Here is a 22,225-nt window from a genome sequence, read left to right as displayed (position 1 = left end):
GACGGTTTATCCAAACCGCGTCGCGGGGTCGAGAGCGTCATCCGTGCCGGGTCCGATAGGAGCGCCTGATCCGACGCGCTCGCTTGCGTCGAAGCGGCATCCCCTTCAGCGCCGCACCGGCGGCAGGTCGGTGCAGAGGCCGAGCGCGGCCTCGGCGGCGAGGCCAATGGTCTCGCCGAGCGTCGGATGCGGGTGGATCGTGCGGCCGATATCGGTGGCGTCCGCGCCCATCTCGATGGCGAGCACGATCTCGCCGAGCATGTCGCCCGCGCTCGGGCCGACGATGGCGCCGCCCACGATGCGCTTGGTCTTCGCGTCGAACAGCAGCTTCGTCAGGCCGTAATCGGCGCCGTTGGCGATGGCCCGGCCCGAGGCCGCCCAGGGGAAGCGCGCCACCTCGACCGCCCGCCCGGCCGCCTTGGCGGCGGTCTCGGTGAGGCCGGCCCAGGCGATCTCAGGATCGGTATAGGCGACCGAGGGAATCACCGCCGCGTCGAACCCCGCCTTGTGGCCGGCGGCCATCTCGGCGGCGACGTGGCCCTGGTGCACCGCCTTGTGGGCGAGCATCGGCTGCCCGACGAGGTCGCCCACCGCCAGGATGTGGGGCACATTGGTGCGCATCTGCGCGTCCACCGGCACGAAACCGCGCTCCACCGCGACACCCGCCGCGTCGAGGCCCAGCGCGTCGCCGTTCGGGCGCCGGCCCGCTGCCTGGAGCACGAGGTCGTAGACTTGCGGCTCCGCCTCGCCCGCGAGCGTCACGGCGATGCCGTCCGGGGTGGCACTTGCCGAGATGACCTCCGCGCCGGTGCAGATCCGGTCGAACCGGTGGCCGTTGCGCTTGGTCCAGACCGTTACGAGATCCCGGTCCACCCCCTCCAGCAGGTTCGGCAGGCGCTCGACCACGTCGACCCGGGCGCCGAGCGCGCTGTAGACCGTCGCCATTTCGAGGCCGATGATGCCGCCGCCGATCACCAGCAGGCGGCGGGGCACGAAGGGCAGTTCCAGCGCCCCCGTGGAATTCACGATCCGCGCATCGTCGGGCAGCATCGGCAGGCGGACCGGCGACGAGCCCGCCGCCACGATGGCACTTTGGAACCCGACGGCGCGGTTTCCGCCCGCTTGCAAGGCCACCGACACCGCGTTCGCCCCGGTAAAGCGCGCGGTGCCGCGCACGACCTCGACCTTGCGCTGGCGCGCCATGTGGGTGAGCCCGTCGGTCAGGCGCCGCACGGTGCCGGCCTTGAACGCCCGGAGCTTGTCGAGATCGACGGTCGGCGCGCCGAAGCTGATCCCGTGGGCGCCTAGCCGCACGGCCTCTTCGGTGACGGCGGCGACGTGCAGCAGCGCTTTCGACGGAATGCAGCCGACATTCAGGCAGACGCCGCCCAGCGTCGCCTCGCGCTCCACCAGGATCACGCGCTGCCCGAGATCGGCGGCCCGGAACGCAGCCGCGTAGCCGCCGGGGCCGCCGCCGATCACCAGCACGTCGCAGGATTCCTCCGTCGGCGCGTCAGTTGGGGCCGCGACGGGGGCCGCCGTCTCCGTCTCCACGGTGACCCGGGCGATCAGCGTCGCGGCCGAGACGGTGTCGCCGAGGCCGACCAGCATTTCCACCAGGCGGCCTGCGACCGGCGAGGGGATGTCGAGGGTCGCCTTGTCGGATTCGACGACGAGCAGGGTCTGGTCGCGGGCGATGGCGTCCCCCGGCGCCACCGGGATCTCGATCACCGGCACGCCGGAAAAATCCCCGATATCGGGGACGCGGATCTCGCGGGTCTCGGGCATGGCGGCGATCACAGTCGAGGGGGATGGGCGGCAGGCATCGAGGCTGGCAGGGCTAGTTCGCCCCGACAGAGGCCGAGATGGTTCAATCTCGTTTTTCCGAAGGCGGGACGTGCCCCTCACCCGTGCGGGAGAGGGGACCCGCGCTAGGTCCGGCGATGAGGCGATGCGCGAGCCCGCACGGGAAGGCGCATCGCGCACCGATCGTCGCCGTCACAGCAGCGCCCGGCGCAGGTCCGACAGGACCGACGCGATGTGGCCGAGGAAGCGGGCGGCCGCGACGCCGTCCACGACCCGGTGATCCCATGACAGGCTGAGCGGCAGGATCAGCCGTGGCTGGAACGCCTGGCCGTCCCAGACCGCCTCCGTCCGCGAGCGCGCCGCGCCCAGGATCGCGACCTCGGGGGCGTTGATGATCGGGGTGAAGCCGTCGCCGCCGATGCCGCCGAGCGACGACACCGAGAAGCACCCGCCCTGCATGTCCACGCCTGAGAGGCTGCCCGCCCGCGCCTTGTCGGCGAGCGCCGCCATCTCGGTGGCGATCTCGATCAACCCCTTGCGGTCGCAATCGCGCACCACCGGCACCATCAGGCCCTTCGGGGTGTCTACGGCGAAACCGATATGGACGTAGTCCTTCAGGACGAGGTCGGAGCCCTCCAGGGAGGTGTTGAAGCGCGGATAGGCCTTCAGGGCCAGGGCAGCGGCCTTGATCAGGAAGGCTACCATGGTGACCCGCGCCGGCGGCGTGCGCGTCTCCTTGTTGAGCCCGACCCGGAACGCCTCGATCTCGGTGACGTCGGCCCGGTCGAAATTGGTCACGTGCGGGATCGTCAGCCAGTTGCGGCTGAGATTGGCCCCGGAGATGCTCTGGATCCGCGACAGCGGCTCCCGCCGCACCGGGCCGAATTTCTCGTAATCGACTTCCGGCCAGGGCGGCAGGCCGGCGCCGATGCCCGAGGGCGCGGCAGGTGCCTGCTGGGCCGGGGCTTGGAGCGCCACCTTGACGAAGGCGTGCAGGTCCTCCCGCAGGATCCGCCCCTTGGGGCCGGTGGCGGGCACCCGGTCGAGGGTGATCCCCAGCTCGCGGGCGAGCTGGCGCACCGAAGGGCTGGCATGTACGTCGCCCGACGTGACGGGCCGCTGCTCGTCGTTCGATGGCTGGGCCGGGGCGCGACGGTCCCCCTCTCCCGTGCGGGACAGGGTTGGGGTGAGGGATGCGCCGTTTCCGGAGGGGGCCGGTCCCTCACCCTGTCCCCCTCCCGCACGGGAGAGGGGACCCACGCCCGGTTCGGCACCGGTAGCCGGGCCCGGTGACGACACGGCGGGTGGGGCTTCCGGCGCCGGTGTGGGCTCGCCGCCCTCTGCCGGCTCGACCACGAGGATCGGCGTCCCTTCAGAGACCTTCGAGCCCACCGCGACCAGCAATTCCCGCACGGTGCCGGCCACCGGGGAGGGGACCTCCATGGTCGCCTTGTCGGATTCGATGCTGAGGATCAGGTCGTCCACGGCGAGGCGGTCACCCGGCTTCACCAGGAGTTCGATCACCGGCACGTCCCGGTAGTCGCCGATATCCGGGAGGGCGATCTGCAGCGCGGCGCTCATGCGGACGGGTTTCCGTGGCTTGTCTGGGACGGACGGGTTTCTTCGGGGCGAGGTCCGGCATCGGACCTCGCGCAGGTCGTTCGCTATCCGGCTCGTTCCCACCCACACCCCTCATCCTGAGGTGCTGCGCAGCAGCCGCGAAGGAGGGCTCCAGGGGTTGCGCGGCCGGAGGGCTCCTTCGAGGGCTCCGCTTCGCTGCGCCACCTCAGGATGAGGGTGCGGGCTGGATGTCTCAGATCGTCCAGGGTGCCGGCGTGTCCGCGTCGATGCCGTAGCGCCGGATCGCCTCGGCGACCGTGGCGCGGGGCACCGTGCCGGCCTCGGCGAGCGCGTGCAGGGCGGCGACTACCACGTGCTGGCGATCCACCTCGAAGAAGCGGCGGAGCGCGTTGCGGGTGTCGCTGCGGCCGAACCCATCGGTGCCGAGCGTCACGAACCGCGCGCCGACATAGGAGGCGATCAGTTGCGGATAGGCTCGGACGTAGTCGGTCGCCGCCACGACCGGCGCCGTGCCCGGCAGCAGGGCGGCCACGTGGCTCGACGGGGCCTCGGCCTCCGGGTGGAGCATCGCCCCGCGCTCGGCCTCGCGGGCGTCGCGGGCCAGCTCGCTGAAGCTGGTGACGCTGAACAGCTCGGCGGCGATCCCCCAATCCTGCGCCAGCAGGCCGGCCGCCGCGATCACCTCGGGCAGGATCGCGCCCGAGCCCAGCAGGCGCACCGCCGCGGGTCCCGAATCCGGCCCCGACAGACGGTACATCCCCTTGAGGATGCCAGCCTCAGACCCCTCCGGCATGGAGGGCTGGGCGTAGTTCTCGTTCATGGCGGTGAGGTAGTAGAAGGCGTCCTCGCCCTCTTCCATCATCGCCCGGGCGCCGCGATCGACGATCACCGCCATCTCGTAGGCAAAGGCCGGGTCGTAGGCCCGGCAGTTCGGGATCCCGGCGGCGGCGAGGTGGCTCGAGCCGTCCTGGTGCTGCAGGCCCTCGCCGCCGAGCGTGGTCCGCCCGGCCGTGGCGCCGATCAGGAAGCCGCGGGCCCGCTGGTCGGCCGCTGCCCAGATCAGGTCGCCGACCCGCTGGAAGCCGAACATCGAGTAGTAGATGTAGAACGGCAGCATCGACAGGCCGTGGACGCTGTAGGACGTCGCCGCCGCAGTCCAGGACGAGATCGCCCCGGCCTCGGTGATGCCTTCCTCCAGCAGCTGCCCGTCCCGGGCCTCGCGGTAATAGAGCATCGAGCCGGCATCCTCCGGCTCGTAGAGCTGCCCCTCGGGGGCGTAGATCCCGACTTGCCGGAACAGGTTGGCCATGCCGAAGGTGCGCGCCTCGTCGGCGACGATCGGGACGACGCGCGGCCCGAGATCCTTGTGCTTGAGCAGGTTGCCGAACAGCCGGACCACCGCGGTGGTGGTCGACATCTCCTTGCCGGCCGCCTCCAGGGCGAAGCCCGCATAGGTCGAGAGCGGCGGCACGGTCACGGTCGGCGCGGTGCGGCGGCGGGCCGGCAGCACGCCGCCCAGCATCTCGCGTCGCTCGCGCAGATAGCGCATCTCGGCGCCGTCCTCGGCCGGCTTGTAGAAGGCCAGGCCCTCCACCTGCGCGTCGGAGAGCGGCAGGGCGAAGCGGTCGCGGAAGGCGCGGAGCGCATCCACGTCGAGCTTCTTGGCCTGGTGGGCGGTCATGCGCGACTCGCCCGCGCCGCCCATGCCGTAGCCCTTCTTGGTCTTGGCCAGGATCACGGTCGGCCGACCCTTGGTGGCCTTGGCGGCGGCGAAGGCGGCGTAAAGCTTGCGGAAATCGTGGCCGCCGCGCTTGAGCCGGTCCACGTCGGCATCCGACATGTGCGCGACCAGCTCGCGGACCTCCTCGTCCTCACCGAAGAAATGCGCGAGGTTGTAGGCGCCGTCCTTGGCGCCGAGCGTCTGGTACTTGCCGTCCACGGTGTCGGCGAAGCGGCGCAGCAGGGCGTGGTTGGTGTCGCGGGCGAAGATCCCGTCCCACTCGGAGCCCCACAGCACCTTGATGACGTTCCAGCCCGCCCCGCGGAACAGGCTTTCCAGCTCCTGGATGATCTGGCCGTTGCCGCGCACCGGGCCGTCCAGCCGCTGCAGGTTGCAGTTAATCACGAAGGTGAGGTTGTCGAGCTTCTCCCGCGCGGCAAGCGCGAGGCCGCCGATCGATTCCGGCTCGTCCATCTCGCCGTCGCCGAAGACGCCCCAGACGTGCCGGGCCGAGGTATCGGCGAGGCCGCGATGGCCGAGATAGCGCATGAACCGCGCCTGGTAGACCGCGTGGATCGGGCCGATGCCCATCGAGCCGGTGGGCACCTGCCAGAAATCCGGCATCAGCCAGGGATGGGGATAGGAGCAGAGGCCGTCGCCGGCGATCTCCTGGCGGTAATGCTTCAGCTGCTCCTCGGAGAGGCGCCCCTCCAGGAAGGCGCGGGCGTAGACGCCCGGCGCCGAATGCGGCTGGAAGTAGACGAGGTCGCCGTCCGGGCCGCCCTTGAAGAAGTGGTTGAACCCGACCTCGAACAGCTCCGCCGCTGAGGCGTAGCTCGCCACGTGCCCGCCGAGCTCGCCGTAGGCCATGTTGGCGCGCACCACCATGGCGAGCGCGTTCCAGCGCATGATCGAGGTGAGCCGCTCCTCGATGTCGAGGTCGCCGGGGTAGCGCGGCTGCTTCTCTAGGGGAACCGTGTTCCGGTAGGGCGAGTAGGGCAGCGCCTCGTCGAGGATGCCGATCTCTTTCGAGCGCCGCTCCAGTCGATCGAGAATGAACCGCGCCCGGGCCGCCCCCTCGGTGCGGAACAGCGATTCGAGCGCCGCCAGCCAATCCTGTGTCTCCGCCGGATCGTGATCGACCTCGGCGGACCGCGCGATCGTCGTCCTCGGCGGTATGGCGTTCATCGGCGCAGCTCCCAGCTTTTGATCGGAGCATACGGTTTGCCGCGCGGGGCGACATGCCGAAGTTTTGTTATTCGCGCGCGGAAATTGGCATGTTTTGCCGCTTTCACGACTGAAGTCGGTCGATCGTACCGATGCCTTTGCCGATACGGACGCGCCCTCCGGTCAGATCGCCCCTCGCCCTCATCGCGAGCGCAGCGAAGCAAACCAGGGCGGTGCACGATCTCGAACCCTGACGGTTCCCTCGATTGCTTCGCTGCGCTCTCAATGACCGTAAGCACATGGCCGAAAGTCGCGCCGATCGGTTGCTGCCGCCAAAACTTTCCTGCCAACTCGCGATTGGCGGCATGCTATGCCGACCTCATACCGGAGCGCGAAACGATGGTCTCCCGACCGGCTCACCTCGACGCCGCCAGCCTGCGCATCCTCGAACGTCTGCAGCAGGACAGCGAGATCAGCATCGCCGACCTCGCCGAGCAGGTCGGGCTGTCCACCTCGCCGTGCTGGCGCCGGGTCAACGATCTGAAGGAGGCCGGGATCATCCGGGGCTGCGTCGCGGTTGTGGATCCGATGAGCCTCGGGCTCGCGGTGAACGTCTTCGTCCACGTCTCCCTGGAGAAGCAGACCCAGGCCGCCCTCCAGGCCTTCGACGAGGCTGTGCGCAGCCGCCCGGAGGTGATGGAATGCTACCTCATGAGCGGCGAGGCCGACTACATGCTGCGGGTGGTGGTGGAGGATCTCGGCCAGTACCAGCGGCTGGTGCTCGACCACCTCACCCGCATCCCGGGGGTGGCCAATATCCGGTCCAGCTTCGCGCTCGGCCAAGTGAAGTACACGACGGCGCTGCCGCTCGGGCACCTGACCCGGTGACCCGGTCGTTCACTGGATAAGGAGTTTCAGAGTTTCCCAGCGGCGCCGGACTGGATCGGCCGCATCACGCTGAAGGAAGAATGGTGGAGCCTAACGGGATCGAACCGATGACCTCTTCCATGCCATGGAAGCGCTCTCCCAGCTGAGCTAAGGCCCCACTTGTCCGCCGCGGTTTGGGTCCCGCGGGGGCTCGTCGTCCGGGTTGCGTCCGGCGACGCCGGTTCTATAGGCGGCTCGTGACGCGGACTCAACCCCTTTTTTTCGAGATTCTTCGCCGGGACGCCGGCCCCTCTCCGTCTCTTCGCAGGCTCTTCGAAGAGACGGCGCAGACGAGGGTCAGCTCTCTTCGTCGGTTTCGATATCGCCGTCGATCAGGTCGGAGACGTCGTCGCCGGAATCCTCCTCCTCGAGGAAGGTGTCGTCCTCGGCGGATGCGCCGTCCTCGTCGGCGGCCTCGTCCTCGGGCGTGGGATCCGCCTCGTCCTCGGCGGCCTCGACCTCGTCGAGCGAGACCAGCTCCGGACCTTTCTCGTCCGTCTCATCGTCGTCGTCGGCCTCAGGCCCCCGCGCCAAAGCGGGCGCCGCCACGCGGCTCGCCGCCTGGTAGACCGCGCCGCATTTCGGACAGGTGGCGGGATCGCGGGCGAGGTCGTAGAACTTTGCGCCGCAACTCATGCATTGGCGCTTCATGCCAAGTTCGGGTCGGGCCACGGGCGGACACCTCGTCGTCTCTGCTGTCTTCGGAAGACGGGCCCGTTAGTCGCGGCCCCAGCCCCTGTCAATCGAGCCGCAGGACCCCGTTTTCGGAGCGGCGCCGGGCGGGTGCGATGGATGACGCGGGCCGATGCGCGTGTTAACCGCGCCGCCAGTTCACGGTCCGATTGTAGCTCCGCGGCGCCCCCGCGCGAGGCGCCGGATCCCGGCCCACCTGAGATTCCCGAACGGACGCCCCGTGTCGCACGATTCGCCTCCCCAACCCCTCACCGCTGCCCCCGGCGCGCCGCTCACCGGGCGCCTGCGTCCGCCGGGCGATAAGTCGATCTCGCACCGGGCCATGATCCTGGGGCTGCTGAGCCAGGGCGAGACCCGGGTCGAGGGCCTGCTCGAGGGTGACGACGTGCTGCGGACCGCCGCCGCCGCGAAGGCGCTGGGTGCCGGGGTCGAGCGCCTCGGCGAGGGACGTTGGGTGGTGCGCGGAGTCGGCATCGGCGGCCTCACCGACCCGACCGAGGTGCTGGATTTCGGCAATGCCGGAACCGGCTCGCGGCTGATGATGGGCGTGGTCGGCGGCCAGCCGGTCACCGCGACCTTCGATGGCGACGCGTCGCTGCGCTCGCGCCCGATGCGCCGGATCCTCGACCCGCTCACCCGCATGGGTGCGCAGGTCCTGTCCGAGGCCGAGGGCGGGCGCGTGCCCCTGACCCTGCGCGGTCTGAACGAGGCGATCCCGATCACCTACGAGACGCCCGCCGCCTCCGCGCAGATCAAGTCGGCGGTGCTGCTCGCCGGCCTCAACGCGCCCGGCACCACCACCGTAATCGAGGCGGCTGCCACCCGCGACCACACCGAGCGGATGCTGCGCCTGTTCGGCGCCGAGGTCCGCGTCGAACCGCACGGGCCCGGCGGCCACGGCCGCAAGATCTCGCTTACCGGGCAGCCGACCCTGCGCGGGACCGACGTGGTGGTCCCGGCCGATCCGTCCTCGGCGGCCTTCCCCCTGGTGGCGGCGCTGATCGTGCCCGGATCCGACGTGGTGATCGAGGGCGTGATGATGAACCCCCTGCGGACCGGGCTGATCACCACCCTTCTGGAGATGGGCGCGCAGATCGAGCGCGTGGCCGAGCGGGAGGAGGGCGGTGAGACCGTCGCCGACCTGCGGGTGCGCGCCAGCCGCCTCACTGGCCTCGACGTCCCGCCCGAGCGGGCGCCCGCGATGATCGACGAGTACCCGGTGCTCGCGGTTGCCGCGAGCTTCGCCCAGGGCCGGACCCGAATGAACGGCCTGCACGAGCTGCGGGTCAAGGAATCCGACCGCCTCGCGGCCGTGGCGGCGGGCCTTGCCGCCAATGGCGTTCGCCACAGCGTGGAGGGCGACGACCTCGTGATCGAAGGCGACGGCACGGCGGCGCCCGGCGGCGGCACGGTGGCGACCCATCTCGATCACCGGATCGCCATGGCGTTCCTGGTGATGGGGCTCGCCACGGAGGCGCCGGTCACGGTGGACGATGGTGCGATGATTGCCACGAGCTTCCCCAGCTTCCTGCCGTCCATGCAGGCCCTCGGCGGCCGGATCGGGGCTTGACCATCATGCCGCTCGTCATCGCGATCGACGGCCCGGCCGCCTCGGGCAAGGGTACGCTGGCCAAGCGCCTGGCCGACCATTATCGGCTGCCGCATCTCGACACGGGCCTCCTCTACCGCGCGGTGGCGCTGGCCCTGATCGATGCCGGCCTGTCCCTGGACGATCCGGAGGCCGCGTCCCGGGCCGCCCACGCCCTCGACGCCGACAGGCTGGACGATCCGCGCCTGCGCGACCGCGCGATGGGTGAGGCGGCCTCGCGGATCTCGGCGGTCCCCGAGGTCCGCGCCGCGCTGCTGGCCTGGCAGCGGCGCTTCGCGGCCGACCCCCAGGGCGCCGTGCTGGACGGGCGCGACATCGGCACGGTGGTGTGTCCGGACGCCGACGTGAAGCTGTTCATCACGGCCTCCTCCGAGGAGCGGGCGCGCCGCCGTCACCGGGAGCTCTCCGGGCGCGGCGAGGCGGCGACCTTCGCGGCGATCCTCTCCGACATCGAGGCCCGCGACGCCCGCGACGCCTCGCGCGCCGCCGCGCCGCTGCGCATGGCCGACGACGCGGTCCGGCTCGACACGACGGCCCTCGACCCGGACGCCGCCTTCGACGAGGCCCGGGGCATCGTCGAGCGCGCCCGCGGCGACGGGGACTAGACGTCACCCGTCACCCACAACCCCGTGTTGACCCCCCGGCCCCGCTCACCTATTGCGAACGCGCCGTCCCCGCGCGGCCGCTCCAGGGCGGTTCCCGGACGCGAGCGCGTAGCTCAGCTGGTAGAGCAACGGACTTTTAATCTGTAGGTCCTGGGTTCGAGTCCCAGCGCGCTCACCAAAAATCCTACCAGGACAATAACTTAACCTGCATTACAAATTCGGTGCTACCCCAGGAACGGTTGGGTTTCACCGGGGTAGCACGCTCGTGGTGCGGCCTATCTCGGTACGGCGCATCTCTGGGACGTCTGACTGCCGATTAGGCCCGCTGCAGCATGGTGATCACCGGGCTGCGTTGCGTATCCGCCTACCGCTGGTGAAATCGGACGCTGCTCCGTCTCGTTATCAGATTGAGGCGGGGCCGAGCGCTTGGCATACGCGCGTGAGGGTGCAACTATGCCTGTCGAGCGCGACCAGATGCTGTCCGGCGACGCGCTGGATCGGCTGGCTTGCAGACTGCTTGCCGAGGTGCGGTCTCAGTACCCCCAGAAGCCGTTAAGCAAGCCCATATGCGAGCTTGGCGACGACGTGGGCACCAACCTTCTGGCCTGGCTGTTCGACACCAACGACGACGCACTGACCGATGATGGCGGCGACTGATGCATTGCCGCGGAGCGAACAGGTCGTCGCCGCCACTATGCCGGGCTGGAAGCGATGAGCTGCTATGAACTCTATTTTCTTAGGCTGCTCTGATCGCCCGACTCATCGGTCATCGGATTGGCCAGACCGCTGGTGTTGCCGTCGCCCTTAAGATCAATGTCAACTTCCCGGTTGGCGGCGTGATCCTGGTACTGTTCGGTTTGAACAGTCTTACTGTCCAAGCCGCGCTCGTCGCTATGTCGGGATTTATCCCGGTTGCTCAGGACCAGATTGTCGGGGAGGATGCCCTCGGGCAGGTCGGTCATCGCGCCGGAGCCGTCGCGCTTCCCCTGCGAGGCCGCGCCCATGTGGTTCTTGCTGGCGTTTGCCATCTGGTCTCCTCAGTGTGAGCGATCGGAGCGGTCCGGGGCCAGCCCCTTCATGTTGCTGTGGCGGTGATGGGCATCCCGCTCACCACCGCCGCCGGAGACGGTTGAGGTATCGGGGTTGGTCGAACCCCCCGTGGCTGACTTCCCATGCTCTTCTGGCTGCGGCTTCGTCGCATCCTGATGGCTGCTTCCGGGGCCACCGTGATGGCGGTTGGCGGCGGGCGTCTTCTTCGACGTGCTCATCGATCCTGCTGGTATCCCTGGTTGGTTGTGTTGACCTTCGAGTTACCGGATTGCCCGACCTTGTCCGGGTTCTGGGTCTGGGACCCGCCATGACCTTGAGAGATCGGCGCTGCGGTGGCGCTGCCGGGCCCCTTGTGGGACTGGTTGGCAGGCGGGACGGGCGGTGGCTTGGCGGTCATGTGTCGCTCATAAGTTGCGTGTCTTCTGATCAACCAGGCTGATGATCCAACGTTCCTGGTCAGCGCCGAGGCAAGAAGAAGCGCGCGGTACCGAACACTTCTCAGAACGCGAATGCGCGATCGGGCTTCAGCCGTGGCGCTCGCTGGGATGGGCGAGCCAACGATGCAGGTTAGTGACGCCGCTTAGCGCTTCATCACAGTCCCGCCGCGATCGGCGCGCCTCCTGAAGGCAATGGCGGAAGGCGGTCCGCCGAGTATCAGGCCGCTAGGAGTACCCCGTATGCGGAACACCCTGCTGGCCCTTCTGGCCGTTGCCACCGTCATGGTTGCCAACGCCGTTCTTAAGCTGCTTCTGCTGCCGTTACGTGCGCTGCGCGGCCTGAGCCGACACAGTGCCAAGCCGGTGCAGGTCACGTCACGCTAACCAGATCCCGGCTTCCCATGCGGACGCCGGTTAGATCGTCGACCTCCCCGGCCAGCCCGTGATCAGACCGGGCAGCGGGGCTGAGCGCGACGGCGCGCAGTTCATGTGCCTACGCCTCTCGTGAACCTCTCGCTGAGCGAGCTTGCGCCCCAGCTCCATCAAGAGCGCGTCCGCGAGAGCCTTCAGCTTCGGGTCCTGCAACTCCACGATAGCTTCCTGCGCGGCGATCGCGTGGTCAGCGGCTCGATCCAGCGGTGCCTCGCCTGCGCAGGTCCCGGCCTCTTCGAACGTACCTTCGAACATCCGCATCCGGGTGATGTCCACGAGGATGCCACCCCCGCTCAGCGGCCTGCCGGTGTGATCGTGGATGAAGCGGCCGCGTGCCAGCACCCAGCGGGTCCGGCCATCGACTGAGATCACTCGGTACTCAGTCAGATAGGCGCTGCCCTCCTGGGCGCTGTGCCGGATAAGGGCAAGGACACGCTCTCGATCGTCGGCGTGCATACCGTCCACGAAGAACGACAGCGGCAAGCCTTCCCCGGCCTCTTCAGGATCGACATCGAACAGCAACGCCACGAAGGCATCGACGCGTGCCAGATCGGTCGTCGCATCCCACTCCCATCCGCCAATCACATCGAGCGCATCGAGCGCGTGCTGGAACGCCTCAGGGGTGGTCTGCCCGCCAAGGACCTTAAGCTTCGGCACCGCGACACCTGCATTCGTACTTGAAGTGCCTCCATTTTACACAACCGCTCGATGCAACCTCAATGCGAGTTAATAGGAATAAACACTACTGTTGCGTGCTAGACACTGCTTGTACGAGTGTCCGGTATTATGAATGCAACCAAGAGATGGCTCGCGCTCTCGGCAGGATCAGGCGATGGGATCGAAGACGCCGCCCTTGGGCTGGCCCTCTCCGGAGGCTCATGCAGAAGACAATCTCGTCAGGCGTCCCGACCCATCTAACGGATCGGCCGCGAACTCGCTTCTCCATCGCATCGCTGGCGCCCTTCAGGTGCCGCCGGCTGCGCTGTGCAGCCTACCCAATGCGGTCGGTGCTGGATCTCCATCCGAGGTCAATACCATCGCCGTCGATAGCGCCCTCGAGAGCGAGTGCGTGGCCGTCTTGCTCGCCTACAGGTGCATACGTGACCCGGAAATGCGGCGTCGCCTTCTGGCTCTCATGCAGGCGGAAGCCGAGCGGGCTTGAGCTACGAACGCTCAACCAACCCGTCATCAGATCGGGCGGCTGGGCCGAGCCTGTTCTCAATCCAGATCAGGCAATCCCGCTTCTGGCCGCATGGCCTGCCGGCAGCACCTCGCGTAGCTCGGCCGGATGTCATCCGGTCTCGCACCCACGCTGCTCCCGAACACCGTTGCCGTGTGGCACGGCGCCATTGAGAGCATCTCCGAGCGCGCCACGCCCTGCCGCTACCTGACGCCGACGCAGTGGGCGACGTTCCGGGAATCGGCGACCGACTTTTGTGATCGGTTCGGCGCTGACGCCCTCGCCTTTAGGCTGGACGGACCGGGAGCTTTTCGGTGTCCATCCCGAGCACGGCACGCTCCGGGTCAACTACCGCGGCGCGCTGATGGTCGTCGGGAAGCAGGCCACGGGTGTCCAAGCGGACCGGGTGGCCTTCAAGCGGACGACCGCTTACCGGGATACGCCGGGCAAGGTGCGGGGGCCGCCGGCCTAGGATTAGGCGGTGGTGCGTTAGCTCGGCAGCCTACAGGGTGCCCAGCAGCGAGGCCCGCCGAAATTCGCGGGGCGTCATGCCGTGGTGTTCCTTAAACCGCCGAGCGAAATGGGCCTGGCTTGCGAAGCCGCAGCCATAAGCCAGGACACCGATGGACAGATGGGCGCAGCTCAGATCGGTCAGGCGCTTGGCCGCCGTTTCCAGGCGACGCCGCCATATCCAATCGGAAATGTGCTGGCCACGCTCGTGGAACAGTTCCTGAAGCCGGCGCAACGAAACGCCGACCGCGGCCGCCAGATGCGGCGGGTCCAGGGTCGGATCGCCGAGATGGGTCTCGATATACGCCTTGGCGCGCTGGACTACGACAGTCCCGTGCAGCGGCTGCGGCACCGCCTTGGTCATCCGCTCGGCGATGCAGGCCACAATCAGGTCGACGCCGATTGAAGACATCCGTTCGGCCGCGACGGCATCAAGCTGGCGGCGCACTTGAACCAACTCGCGAAAGAAGGACGAGACTAGCACCGTCGAAGATTGCTCCGCACCTATCGACAGCGCCGTATAGAACCGTATTGAGCCGAGAGCGTTTTCCAGGTGCTCCCGCGGCACCTCGACGAACATGGCCTGGCTGCCCGCGCTCGTCGTCCACACGGATGGCCGGTGATCGAGCACGACGAGGTCGCCCGGCCTCTGGACCGCCTCCCTTTCGTCCTGACAATAGGTCGCTGTTCCGGCCAGATTGAACACCACAGCGGCCATGCTAGCTCTATTTTGGGAGCGCGCGGCGCTGGGTGTCGTCTCGACGCGTATGGCTCCATGCGAGATGCGGTTCATCAGCAGCGAACCGACGACTGCACCCTCCATGCAACCATCGAACGGCCGACTATCGAGGGGCTCCCCCTCCAAAGGGATGAGCCGCTCGGACAATGTCTCACGCCAGAGTTTAAAGCGATCGGGAGGATTAATCCCCTCGGTCGAAAATATAATTTGCACAGTTTGTATCTAAGTTGACATAACGGTTGAAACTGGTCCCTGCGTTATCTAATGGTGCTTTTGATATCAATATTGAACTCATAGACTCTAGGTTTGATTGGCCATTTGTAAGCGCTTGCAGCACGACGTGCACGAAATTGTGAACTGACCGCTGATTTCCGCTGCGGCGGCCACAAGTGGCCAGCCAACCCAAACGTTGAGACGATCTCGAGGCTGCATGCTGTCCAAGTACAAATTCACGTAAATCAACTACAGATTATCGTGCGGTAACTACTTTGTCTTTGATGTCTGTCTTGATCCGGTATTGGGCAGTCGATTAAATAGTCCGCCATGCCTCGCCCTGCCGGTACGGGCCCCCGACCTGAGAGTTCGCGGCAAAGGTCGCTCGAACCACCTGACAGCGCTGGCGTTCTCCGGAACGATCCACAGCGCTCCACCAGTATGTAAAAGGGCCGCTCCGCCACCCGCTGAACCACATCGCCGGATCTGGCATGTTCCGTTTTCGTTCCAGAACGGAGGCGGTAGTGGCGGGGCTCCTTCGTGATATTCAGCCGGGCCGGGTCTATGTGGACTGCTCATCCTGCAAGCGGTCCGGCCGGTACACCGTCGCCAGCCTCCGCGAGCGGTTCGGCCCCGACATGTCGACGCTCGACGTGCTGCGTACCCTTACGGCCTCGTGCCGCTACCAGCGCCCGCCCGGCTCGCCGCCGGCCTGGAAATACGAGCACCTGTGCCTGGCCGCGATCACGCTGCCGCCGCCCATGCGCCCAACCATCCCAGTCCCGCCGAGCGTGTCCTACACGGTCGAGGTCTGGACCGTGACGGGCGGTCGGGATACGCTTTCCGATAAGCGCTCAAGGTTCACCGGCCGACCAGGCTGCATGGGCAACCCAGGCGGCCGTCACCCGCAGAACAGCACCCCGGCGGTCCGGTCCTTCCGCCAGACCAGCGTCACGGCGTAGCGCGTATCCGAATTGGCCAGGACGAGGTCGAACGCCGTCTCCAGCACGGCTGCGTTCGGCCCGAAAAATTCCAGCATCGCGCCGCCGTCGGACAGGTTCTGGATCCGGCACGGGAAGCGCGACCCATCCGGGTGCTGGGCGAAAGCGAGCAGCGCCGTCGCCTTGCGCTCGCTGGCGCGTCGCTCGACGAAGATGGTCGGGGGCCGGGCGGTGCGGGGCATGGCCGAATGACCCTGACGGTATCGGCCGATCTGGCGCGATGTCAGTAAAAATGCGCCCAACATACTAACGATCGATTGATCAAAGCTCTCCTGATAGGAGAATAAAGGTATCGGCGAGGACATCTGAGCCAAGAGCGGAACGCGCACCGGCCGGACGCTGGGCGACCGCGACCCGGCCTGCCGTCCGCGCCTTGCTACCGCTTGTCGTCGCGCAGCGGCGGTCCCTTGCCGGCCTTGATGAACCGTCCGACGAACAAGCCGACCGGGATCGACAGCAGGAACCAGTTCCGCAAGAATCGCAGCGGCTTCGACATGGCTCGCCCTCCGTTTCATTGATCGGCGGCGCATCGGACCGTGGCGCGTCGCGGGAGCCAAACGCGCGGCCTGCCCAGGGCGTTCGCTCTGATCGATCAGGTCATGGCTTTTCCGGCTTCGACCCGTCAGGTTCCGCGCGCAGCCTCGACTCGCCCAGAACCGTACGGGACATCCGGAGACGATCCATGTGCATCCGCCCCGGCCTCGCGGCCGTGTTCGGTTTCCTCCCGGCCCTCCTATCGGTCGCGGTCCACGCGGAGGCGCCCGGCCGGGTGCCGCCGCCCGCGCCGCCGCTGGCGTGGCCGCCCGGGTTCTCGCGAAATGTGCAGGGCACCGGTGTGCCGGGCCTCGACGGAGGCCACGCCTTCCTGTGGAACCAGCCTCCGGGCTTCGACCCGGCCTCGACCCTGCGGGTCGATCGTCACATCCCAGAAGGGTCCGGGGAGCCCGGCCACACCTACAAGGCGCTCTGGGCACTCGGATCCTCAGGCCCCCACAATGCCGGCTACGAATGGACGATCACCGGCGAGCTGCACAATCGCAGCCTCGCCAGCACCGGGGCGCAGAACGTCGCCGTCAACGGCACGATCTTCAAGGAGCCCAACGGGATCGGCCCGGTGGGGCCGTCTTGGGCCGGGAACTTCAACTGCGTGGACATGACCCAGGAGGCCGATCCCGTCGCCTCCTGCATAGGCGCCGAGATCGACGTGTCCGCGCAATCGCCGACGACGGACCGAAACCGCCAACGGGTCGGTCTGCAGATCTCCACCGGCGGGGTACCGGGTGCCCATACCGGCTACGGTATCCTGCTGGGCAACCTCGCGGGTTCGGTGACCGACCGGGGCTTCTCGTTCCAGGGGGAGGGGACCTACGGGATCGGCATCGATACGGCGGCCGCCCGATTCACCGGCGCGCCCATCTTGCTGGGATCGGGCCAGTCGATCGCGCTGGACGGAAACCGGGACGGGCGCTTCGCGCGCACGCTCGGCTTCGACGGGCGCGACCTCGTCTACGGGACCGGCAACGGGTCGGTCCTGCGGGTGAGCGACGAGGGACAGATCCAGGCCGCCTCGGTCCGGGAAGCGTCCCCCCAGCCGCCGCGGAGCAGCCGGGAGGCTTGCACACCCGGCGATCATGCCTGGGACGCGGCCTTCGAGTATCGCTGTGTCGCCCCCAATCGCTGGAAGCGCGCGGCGCTCAGCGATTGGTGAGCGCCGCCCTCAGGCGCGGCGGAACGGCATGATCGCCACGAAGGCCGCGACCGCAGCGCCGATCACGCGCAGGAGGGCGTAGCCCGGATTGTCGGGCGAGATCACCATCCACTCGAACAGCATCGCCGCCGAGAGCAGCACCAGAACCGAGACGAGAAGCGTCTCGCTCGAGACGGCAGACGATTTGGCCTTCATGGTCGTTCCCCCGGGCGCGTTTTGTCCCGCGCGTACCGGGGTGTTAGCGGATCGGCGCCCCGAAGGCGAACCGGGCCCTAGCGGTCGAAGATGCGCACGACCGTGCGGGTCGCGGGATCCACGACCACGACCTTGTCGCCGGGGGCCACGAAGTAGCCGTACCGGCGCAGGCGCGGGTTCTGGGTCTCCGTGAAGGGGGCGAGTTCGACATCGGACGGTACGATCGTGCCGGGCCGGAGCGGGATCGAGCCGACGATCGGGCCTGGGCCGACCGGACGGCGCACGATGTAGTCGCGCACCACGACCTCGTCGTCCGGGCCGAAATCGTCCTGCTCGACGATCACGCCCTGTGCGAAGGCGCTTCCGGTGAACGCCGCGGCAAGCCCGAGGGCGGCGGCGAGGCTTGCGCGTGTCGACATGTGAGACTCCGTGACGTCCAGGGCCGGCGGAAACACCGCCCGTCACGATTGTGTTCCCGGCGCCTCAGCGCAACCTCAGCGCCCGACCTGGGCGGCCTCGGCCAAGGGCACCGGCGACCAGCGGGTGATCTGCACGTAGCCGTCAAGCGCAGCGATCACGACGTGCCGGCGATGGCGGTGCACCACGGTGCCGGGCGTGTGGGGGTGGCGCTCGCGCCAGCCCTGCGCTTCAGCAACGTAGACGCGCGCGTCGCCGATCCGGGCGATCGTCTCGACAGCGCCGAAGGCCCGGACGCGGCGCAGAATCGGCTCGACCTCCTGGCGGAAATCGAGGGTCCGGTCGGTGTCGGTCGCCCGGCGCCAGTAGGACCCGTCGCCCTGCGGTTCGGCGCGGCGCCAGCGAGCGGGAAGCTCTTTCCCAAGCGGACCGACGGCGAGGCGCCGAGCCGCCATCTGGCACTTGGTCAGGACGGTCTCGTGGGATTCTACCGGTTCGAGGCTGAAGATGTCCTGCGCCAGGATATCGCCGGTGTCGAAGCCGTCGGCGAGGACGTGAGCGGTCACCCCCCAGGTCTCGTAGCGGTCGAGCACCGCCCGGAACAGCGGGTAGGGGCCTCGCCCGGTCGGCAGCGGCGAGGGGTGGATGTTCAACCCGTAGGCCGCCCGGCCGCGCCAGCCCTTCACCAGCCAGGGATAGCCCGCCACCACGAGCGCCCAGTCCTTGCCGTGCTCCGCCTGCAGGGCCTCGATGTCGCGCTCGCGAATCCGCGACAGCTGGATCGGCAGGCGGAGCGAGCGGGCGCGGGCGACCAGAACGTCGTTGTGGTCGTAGACCCCGTCGCAGGGCCGGGTGAACAGCTTCACGGGCTTCCAGCCGGCCTCGACCAGGCCCTCGAACACGCCGCCCAGGAAGTCGATGCCGGCAAACGCGAACTTCATGCTTGGCGCCTGCGACCTTGTGCACGTGGAGAGGGCGGGGTCTGCCGCCTGCCCGGGGGCGCCACCGGCCTTACTTTGTCCGAGGCCGGTTGGGTAGCAAGAGGTCCGCACGTGCGACAGGTTCTGATCTACGGCGGCACGGGCGGCATCGGCTTGGCGACCGCGCGGGCTCTGCGGTCCCGCGGCTACGCGCTCCATCTCGCGGCACGGGACGCCGACCGCTTGGCCCGCGCGGCCGAGGAACTCGGCGAGACCACGTTCACGGTGGGCGATGTCGGCGATCCGGACTTCTTCGCGGCGGCGAGCGCGGCGGCCGGTTCCGCGTTGGCGGGCCTGGTCTACGCGGTCGGCACGATCAACCTGCGGCCGCTCGGGCGTCTGACCCGGGCCGATGCGGAGAATGATTTTCGCATCAACGCGCTCGGTGCCTTCTCGGCCGTCCAGGCCGCGGCCGCCGCTCTTAAAGCCGGCGCCGGGGAGGCGGGGGCCGGGATCGTGCTGTTCTCGACGGTGGCGGCCGCGCAGGGATTCCCCGCGCACGCCTCCGTGGCGATGGCGAAGGGCGCCGTCGAGGGGCTTGGCTTATCGCTGGCGGCCGAACTCGCTCCACAGATCCGCGTCAACGTGGTCGCGCCCTCCCTGACCCGCACGCCGCTCGCCGCCGCCATCACCGGCAACGAGACCCTGGCCCAGGGAATCGCCGCGATGCACGCGCTGCAGCGGCTCGGACGTCCCGAGGATATCGGAGCCCTCGCGGCGTTCCTGGTCTCCGACGAGGCAGCCTGGATCACCGGCCAGGTAATCGGTGTCGATGGCGGTCGTGCTACCCTGCGCACCAAGGGCTGAGGCGTGCCGGCACAATTCAGACCGCAGGCCAGACCGCAGGGCGGCACCCTCCGCTTCGTGCTCGGCGATCAACTGAACCAGCGGGTCTCGAGCCTCATCGACCTCGACCCCGAGCGCGATGTCGTCCTGCTCGTCGAAGTGCGGGACGAGGCGACCTATGTGCGCCACCACAAGCAGAAGATCGCGTTCCTGTTCGCCGCGATGCGCCATTTCGCGGCCGAACTGGAAGCCGAAGGCATCGCGGTCGACTACGTCCGCCTGACCGAGCCCGGCAACACCGGCAGCTTCACCGGCGAGCTGGAGCGGGCGGTGGCCCGTCATGCACCCGCGCGCGTCGTCGTCACCGAGCCCGGCGAGTGGCGGGTCTGGGAGATGATGCAGGATTGGCGCGAAACCCTGGCGGTGCCGGTGGAGATCCGCGCTGACAACCGTTTCCTGTGCCCACGCGAGGATTTCGCGCGCTGGGCCGAGGGGCGTCATCATCTGCGGATGGAGACGTTCTATCGCGGCATGCGCCGTCGAACCGGTCTGCTGATGGAGGGTGGTGAACCGGTCGGCGGCCGCTGGAACTTCGATCCCGACAACCGCAAGCGCCTACCCAGGGGGCACCGGCTGCCGGACCGGATCGGCTTCCAGCCGGACGCGATCACGCGGGAGACCATTGCACTGGTCGAGCGCGAGTTCGCCGGCCATTTCGGTGATCTCGCGACCTTCTCCTGGCCGGTGACCCGGGCGGATGCGCTGGCCGCGCTGAAGCACTTCATCGACCGGTGCCTGCCGACCTTCGGCGATTACCAGGACGCGATGAAGGCCGGCGCGCCGTACCTCTACCACGCGTTGCTCTCGCCTCCCCTCAACGCGGGGTTGCTGACCGCCGAGGAGGTCTGCTGGGCTGCCGAGCGGGCCTATCGGGATGGGGCCGCGCCCCTGAACTGCGTCGAGGGCTTCATCCGGCAGATCCTCGGATGGCGGGAGTACGTTCGCGGCGTCTACTGGGCGCGGATGCCTGAGTACCGCGACAGCAACGCCCTCAGGGCGAGCCGTGACCTGCCGTGGTTCTACTGGTCGGGCGAGACCGAGCTCAACTGCATCGCGAATGTCGTGGCGGATACGCGGGCTCACGCCTACGCCCATCACATCCAGCGACTGATGGTGACCGGCAATTTCGCGCTGATCGCCGGGCTCGATCCGGCGCAGGTCGAGGAATGGTACCTGATCGTGTTCGCCGACGCCTACGAATGGGTCGAGTTGCCCAACGTGCACGGCATGGTCCTATGGGCCGATGGGGGCGTGATGGGCTCGAAGCCCTACGCGGCATCGGGCGCCTATATCGACCGGATGTCGGATTACTGCGCGAGCTGCGCGTACGATGTGAAGGTCAAGGCGGGGCCGAATGCCTGCCCGTTCAACTACCTGTACTGGAATTTTTTGATCGAGAACGAGGACAGGTTGATCGGCAATCAGCGGATGGCGATGCCGTATCGGACCCTGCGGGGCATGGGGGACCAGCGCCGCGCCGAGATCCGGCGAGACGCTGCCGGGTTCCTCGGCTCCCTCAGGGCCGAGCCCGAGCGCGCTCACCAGGGGGACCAGACCGCCAACGCCACATAGGGAACGGCGCTTCGCCGGCCCGTCTCGGACTGGAGGCCCGCGGAGACGCGGAAGCTGTAGCTGGCGATGGCGAAATCAGTGGCGTGCAGGCCGAGATTCCACTTCCGGTAGCCCGTCTCGTCTCGGTAGACGCTGAGCTCCGGGCCGAGATAGGCGCCCCAGGCACGAAAACCCCAGGCCAGCCGCGACCAGAGGCTCCCGCGCGTCGAGCCCGCGATGGCGGTCGCCTGCAGGAGCGTGTCTTCAGTCGGGCGTGCCCAGATCTCGGCGTGCAGGCGCGCACCGTAGGTCGCGGGGAAGACGGCCAGGGCGCGACGGTCGGCCAGCATCTCGATCGCGCCCTCGGGCCCCGCGAAGATGGCCGCAGTTCCCCAGTCGAAGAACCATTGGTAACCGAGCACTGTAGCCGCGCTGAACGTGTAGCGTGTGAGCGGGAGTCCGAAGTCGCCGCGTTCCCGGCGCCGGCCGCTCCCCACGCTCGCCAGCATGACGAAGCCATCCTGATCGAGGGGGCCGAGCCCGAGCTTCGCGCCGACGGTCAGAAATGTCGCGGCCCCCGCATCGAGGCTCCCGAACAGGAGCGCATCGATCTCGCCGCCGTATGCCGCATGGGCCTGCGCAAGGAACAGCGAGGCGGCCAGGACGGATCCGGGCGTCCGGCTGCGAATGTTCGGTAAGTCCCCACGCCTGCGCACGAACTGAGCCTCGATGGTGAGGCCGTAAACCTAATGTCAACCTGCGTAGAGTGCGCCGAAGTTGACCGGAGGTCCACTGGAAATTTCTTTGGGCTTGCGGGAGCTGCTTGCCCAAAAATCTAGGCTTACCCACGAACTATGT

The 22,225-nt window shown here is 68.2% G+C and carries 24 protein-coding genes and 2 tRNA genes; 11 read left to right on the top strand and 15 right to left on the bottom strand.

Annotated features, from left to right (window positions below; genetic code table 11):
- Positions 1-105: 105 nt before the first annotated feature.
- The 3 genes from lpdA to mdeB all read right to left on the bottom strand — a co-directional run bounded on the left by lpdA (position 106) and on the right by mdeB (position 6,295).
- A complete protein-coding gene (gene lpdA, locus AKJ13_RS16180; protein WP_050734269.1) occupies positions 106-1,788 on the bottom strand; it encodes a dihydrolipoyl dehydrogenase in 1,683 nt (560 codons plus the stop codon).
- A gap of 210 nt (positions 1,789-1,998) precedes the next feature.
- Positions 1,999-3,387 (bottom strand): 2-oxo acid dehydrogenase subunit E2, encoded by a 1,389-nt coding sequence (locus AKJ13_RS16175; protein WP_050734268.1) that lies wholly within the window; start codon positions 3,385-3,387, stop codon positions 1,999-2,001.
- Between the two features lie 232 nt (positions 3,388-3,619).
- Positions 3,620-6,295: an alpha-ketoglutarate dehydrogenase gene (gene mdeB, locus AKJ13_RS16170; RefSeq protein WP_050734267.1), complete on the bottom strand. Its 2,676-nt coding sequence runs from the start codon at positions 6,293-6,295 to the stop codon at positions 3,620-3,622.
- A gap of 378 nt (positions 6,296-6,673) precedes the next feature.
- Here mdeB and AKJ13_RS16165 point away from each other — a divergent pair, with 378 nt between their 5' ends.
- Positions 6,674-7,162, top strand: a complete 489-nt coding sequence (locus tag AKJ13_RS16165) for an Lrp/AsnC family transcriptional regulator (protein WP_007564896.1) — start codon at positions 6,674-6,676, stop codon at positions 7,160-7,162.
- Positions 7,163-7,243: 81 nt separating this feature from the next.
- On the opposite strand, the gene AKJ13_RS16160 is transcribed toward AKJ13_RS16165, so the two are convergent.
- Positions 7,244-7,319, bottom strand: a tRNA-Ala gene (locus AKJ13_RS16160).
- 179 nt (positions 7,320-7,498) lie between these two features.
- Positions 7,499-7,873, bottom strand: coding sequence for a TIGR02300 family protein (locus AKJ13_RS16155; protein WP_050734266.1), 375 nt, complete (start codon positions 7,871-7,873; stop codon positions 7,499-7,501).
- 241 nt (positions 7,874-8,114) lie between these two features.
- Between AKJ13_RS16155 and aroA the strand changes: the two genes are divergently transcribed.
- The 4 genes from aroA (at position 8,115) to AKJ13_RS16135 (ending at position 10,765) form a co-directional block, all read left to right on the top strand.
- On the top strand, positions 8,115-9,464 hold the full coding sequence (aroA, locus tag AKJ13_RS16150; RefSeq protein ID WP_050734265.1) for a 3-phosphoshikimate 1-carboxyvinyltransferase: 1,350 nt from the start codon (positions 8,115-8,117) through the stop codon (positions 9,462-9,464).
- Between the two features lie 5 nt (positions 9,465-9,469).
- Entirely contained in the window at positions 9,470-10,108 is a 639-nt protein-coding gene (gene cmk / locus AKJ13_RS16145; RefSeq protein WP_007564918.1) for a (d)CMP kinase, read from the top strand.
- Between the two features lie 102 nt (positions 10,109-10,210).
- Positions 10,211-10,286, top strand: a tRNA-Lys gene (locus tag AKJ13_RS16140).
- 275 nt (positions 10,287-10,561) lie between these two features.
- On the top strand, positions 10,562-10,765 hold the full coding sequence (locus AKJ13_RS16135) for a hypothetical protein (RefSeq protein WP_050734264.1): 204 nt from the start codon (positions 10,562-10,564) through the stop codon (positions 10,763-10,765).
- A 71-nt stretch (positions 10,766-10,836) separates the two neighbouring features.
- Here the strand turns inward: AKJ13_RS16135 and AKJ13_RS16130 are convergent, their stop codons facing one another.
- From AKJ13_RS16130 to AKJ13_RS32685, 3 genes are read right to left on the bottom strand one after another with little or no spacing between them, the layout of a single operon-like run.
- Entirely contained in the window at positions 10,837-11,136 is a 300-nt protein-coding gene (locus AKJ13_RS16130; protein ID WP_050734263.1) for a hypothetical protein, read from the bottom strand.
- Between the two features lie 9 nt (positions 11,137-11,145).
- The gene (locus AKJ13_RS32690; RefSeq protein WP_082316983.1) at positions 11,146-11,376 is read right to left on the bottom strand and encodes a hypothetical protein; all 231 of its coding nucleotides are present in this window, start codon (positions 11,374-11,376) and stop codon (positions 11,146-11,148) included.
- Positions 11,373-11,555, bottom strand: coding sequence for a hypothetical protein (locus tag AKJ13_RS32685; protein ID WP_082316982.1), 183 nt, complete (start codon positions 11,553-11,555; stop codon positions 11,373-11,375). The genes AKJ13_RS32690 and AKJ13_RS32685 overlap by 4 nt, the downstream gene beginning before the upstream one ends.
- A 280-nt stretch (positions 11,556-11,835) precedes the next feature.
- On the opposite strand from AKJ13_RS32685, the gene AKJ13_RS32290 reads away from it, so the two are divergent.
- On the top strand, positions 11,836-11,979 hold the full coding sequence (locus AKJ13_RS32290; RefSeq protein ID WP_200905645.1) for a hypothetical protein: 144 nt from the start codon (positions 11,836-11,838) through the stop codon (positions 11,977-11,979).
- 30 nt (positions 11,980-12,009) lie between these two features.
- Here the strand turns inward: AKJ13_RS32290 and AKJ13_RS16125 are convergent, their stop codons facing one another.
- The gene (locus AKJ13_RS16125; protein WP_082316981.1) at positions 12,010-12,684 is read right to left on the bottom strand and encodes a PAS domain-containing protein; all 675 of its coding nucleotides are present in this window, start codon (positions 12,682-12,684) and stop codon (positions 12,010-12,012) included.
- A 779-nt stretch (positions 12,685-13,463) separates the two neighbouring features.
- Here AKJ13_RS16125 and AKJ13_RS32680 point away from each other — a divergent pair.
- The gene (locus AKJ13_RS32680; RefSeq protein ID WP_244471625.1) at positions 13,464-13,679 is read left to right on the top strand and encodes a hypothetical protein; all 216 of its coding nucleotides are present in this window, start codon (positions 13,464-13,466) and stop codon (positions 13,677-13,679) included.
- Positions 13,680-13,709: 30 nt separating this feature from the next.
- On the opposite strand, the gene AKJ13_RS16115 is transcribed toward AKJ13_RS32680, so the two are convergent.
- Complete coding sequence (locus AKJ13_RS16115) at positions 13,710-14,669, bottom strand: helix-turn-helix domain-containing protein (RefSeq protein WP_050734262.1); 960 nt, start codon at positions 14,667-14,669, stop codon at positions 13,710-13,712.
- A gap of 524 nt (positions 14,670-15,193) precedes the next feature.
- Here AKJ13_RS16115 and AKJ13_RS31405 point away from each other — a divergent pair.
- Positions 15,194-15,631 carry a hypothetical protein gene (locus tag AKJ13_RS31405; protein ID WP_200905644.1) on the top strand — a complete coding sequence of 146 codons (438 nt, stop codon included), beginning with the start codon at positions 15,194-15,196 and terminating at the stop codon, positions 15,629-15,631.
- On the opposite strand, the gene AKJ13_RS16110 is transcribed toward AKJ13_RS31405, so the two are convergent.
- A complete protein-coding gene (locus AKJ13_RS16110; RefSeq protein ID WP_050734261.1) occupies positions 15,571-15,852 on the bottom strand; it encodes a PilZ domain-containing protein in 282 nt (93 codons plus the stop codon). The two genes, AKJ13_RS31405 and AKJ13_RS16110, sit on opposite strands and share 61 nt — an antisense overlap.
- Positions 15,853-16,352: 500 nt before the next feature.
- Between AKJ13_RS16110 and AKJ13_RS16105 the strand changes: the two genes are divergently transcribed.
- Positions 16,353-17,378: a hypothetical protein gene (locus AKJ13_RS16105; RefSeq protein ID WP_050734260.1), complete on the top strand. Its 1,026-nt coding sequence runs from the start codon at positions 16,353-16,355 to the stop codon at positions 17,376-17,378.
- Positions 17,379-17,387: 9 nt separating this feature from the next.
- Here the strand turns inward: AKJ13_RS16105 and AKJ13_RS16100 are convergent, their stop codons facing one another.
- The 3 genes from AKJ13_RS16100 to AKJ13_RS16090 form a co-directional block, all read right to left on the bottom strand.
- Positions 17,388-17,573, bottom strand: coding sequence for a hypothetical protein (locus tag AKJ13_RS16100; RefSeq protein ID WP_050734259.1), 186 nt, complete (start codon positions 17,571-17,573; stop codon positions 17,388-17,390).
- 77 nt (positions 17,574-17,650) lie between these two features.
- Entirely contained in the window at positions 17,651-17,992 is a 342-nt protein-coding gene (locus tag AKJ13_RS16095; RefSeq protein WP_007565078.1) for a DUF1236 domain-containing protein, read from the bottom strand.
- 75 nt (positions 17,993-18,067) lie between these two features.
- Positions 18,068-18,931: a formyltransferase family protein gene (locus tag AKJ13_RS16090; protein ID WP_050734258.1), complete on the bottom strand. Its 864-nt coding sequence runs from the start codon at positions 18,929-18,931 to the stop codon at positions 18,068-18,070.
- Positions 18,932-19,042: 111 nt separating this feature from the next.
- Between AKJ13_RS16090 and AKJ13_RS16085 the strand changes: the two genes are divergently transcribed.
- Positions 19,043-19,777: an SDR family oxidoreductase gene (locus AKJ13_RS16085; RefSeq protein ID WP_050734257.1), complete on the top strand. Its 735-nt coding sequence runs from the start codon at positions 19,043-19,045 to the stop codon at positions 19,775-19,777.
- Positions 19,778-19,780: 3 nt separating this feature from the next.
- The gene (locus AKJ13_RS16080; RefSeq protein WP_050734256.1) at positions 19,781-21,388 is read left to right on the top strand and encodes a cryptochrome/photolyase family protein; all 1,608 of its coding nucleotides are present in this window, start codon (positions 19,781-19,783) and stop codon (positions 21,386-21,388) included.
- Here AKJ13_RS16080 and bcsS read toward each other — a convergent pair.
- Complete coding sequence (gene bcsS, locus AKJ13_RS16075; protein WP_050734255.1) at positions 21,355-22,083, bottom strand: cellulose biosynthesis protein BcsS; 729 nt, start codon at positions 22,081-22,083, stop codon at positions 21,355-21,357. The two genes, AKJ13_RS16080 and bcsS, sit on opposite strands and share 34 nt — an antisense overlap.
- Positions 22,084-22,225 lie beyond the last annotated feature (142 nt).

Source organism: Methylobacterium sp. ARG-1, assembly GCF_001262595.1.
In the GTDB taxonomy this organism is placed as follows: Bacteria; Pseudomonadota; Alphaproteobacteria; order Rhizobiales; family Beijerinckiaceae; genus Methylobacterium; species Methylobacterium brachiatum.
Note: the sequence above shows the minus strand (reverse complement) of the source record. Positions and strands in the feature narration are given on the sequence as shown.

Bases quoted from the DNA above. Each gene is read 5' to 3' on its own strand.
- mdeB (WP_050734267.1), bottom strand. From the start codon at position 6,295: ATGAACGCCATACCGCCGAGGACGACGATCGCGCGGTCCGCCGAGGTC.
- AKJ13_RS32685 (WP_082316982.1), bottom strand. From the start codon at position 11,555: ATGACCGCCAAGCCACCGCCCGTCCCGCCTGCCAACCAGTCCCACAAG.
- cmk (WP_007564918.1), top strand. From the start codon at position 9,470: ATGCCGCTCGTCATCGCGATCGACGGCCCGGCCGCCTCGGGCAAGGGT.
- AKJ13_RS16110 (WP_050734261.1), bottom strand. From the start codon at position 15,852: ATGCCCCGCACCGCCCGGCCCCCGACCATCTTCGTCGAGCGACGCGCC.
- AKJ13_RS16095 (WP_007565078.1), bottom strand. From the start codon at position 17,992: ATGTCGACACGCGCAAGCCTCGCCGCCGCCCTCGGGCTTGCCGCGGCG.
- AKJ13_RS16105 (WP_050734260.1), top strand. From the start codon at position 16,353: ATGTGCATCCGCCCCGGCCTCGCGGCCGTGTTCGGTTTCCTCCCGGCC.
- AKJ13_RS16175 (WP_050734268.1), bottom strand. From the start codon at position 3,387: ATGAGCGCCGCGCTGCAGATCGCCCTCCCGGATATCGGCGACTACCGG.
- AKJ13_RS16090 (WP_050734258.1), bottom strand. From the start codon at position 18,931: ATGAAGTTCGCGTTTGCCGGCATCGACTTCCTGGGCGGCGTGTTCGAG.
- AKJ13_RS16135 (WP_050734264.1), top strand. From the start codon at position 10,562: ATGCCTGTCGAGCGCGACCAGATGCTGTCCGGCGACGCGCTGGATCGG.
- AKJ13_RS16165 (WP_007564896.1), top strand. From the start codon at position 6,674: ATGGTCTCCCGACCGGCTCACCTCGACGCCGCCAGCCTGCGCATCCTC.
- AKJ13_RS16100 (WP_050734259.1), bottom strand. From the start codon at position 17,573: ATGAAGGCCAAATCGTCTGCCGTCTCGAGCGAGACGCTTCTCGTCTCG.
- AKJ13_RS32690 (WP_082316983.1), bottom strand. From the start codon at position 11,376: ATGAGCACGTCGAAGAAGACGCCCGCCGCCAACCGCCATCACGGTGGC.
- AKJ13_RS16130 (WP_050734263.1), bottom strand. From the start codon at position 11,136: ATGGCAAACGCCAGCAAGAACCACATGGGCGCGGCCTCGCAGGGGAAG.
- AKJ13_RS32290 (WP_200905645.1), top strand. From the start codon at position 11,836: ATGCGGAACACCCTGCTGGCCCTTCTGGCCGTTGCCACCGTCATGGTT.
- lpdA (WP_050734269.1), bottom strand. From the start codon at position 1,788: ATGCCCGAGACCCGCGAGATCCGCGTCCCCGATATCGGGGATTTTTCC.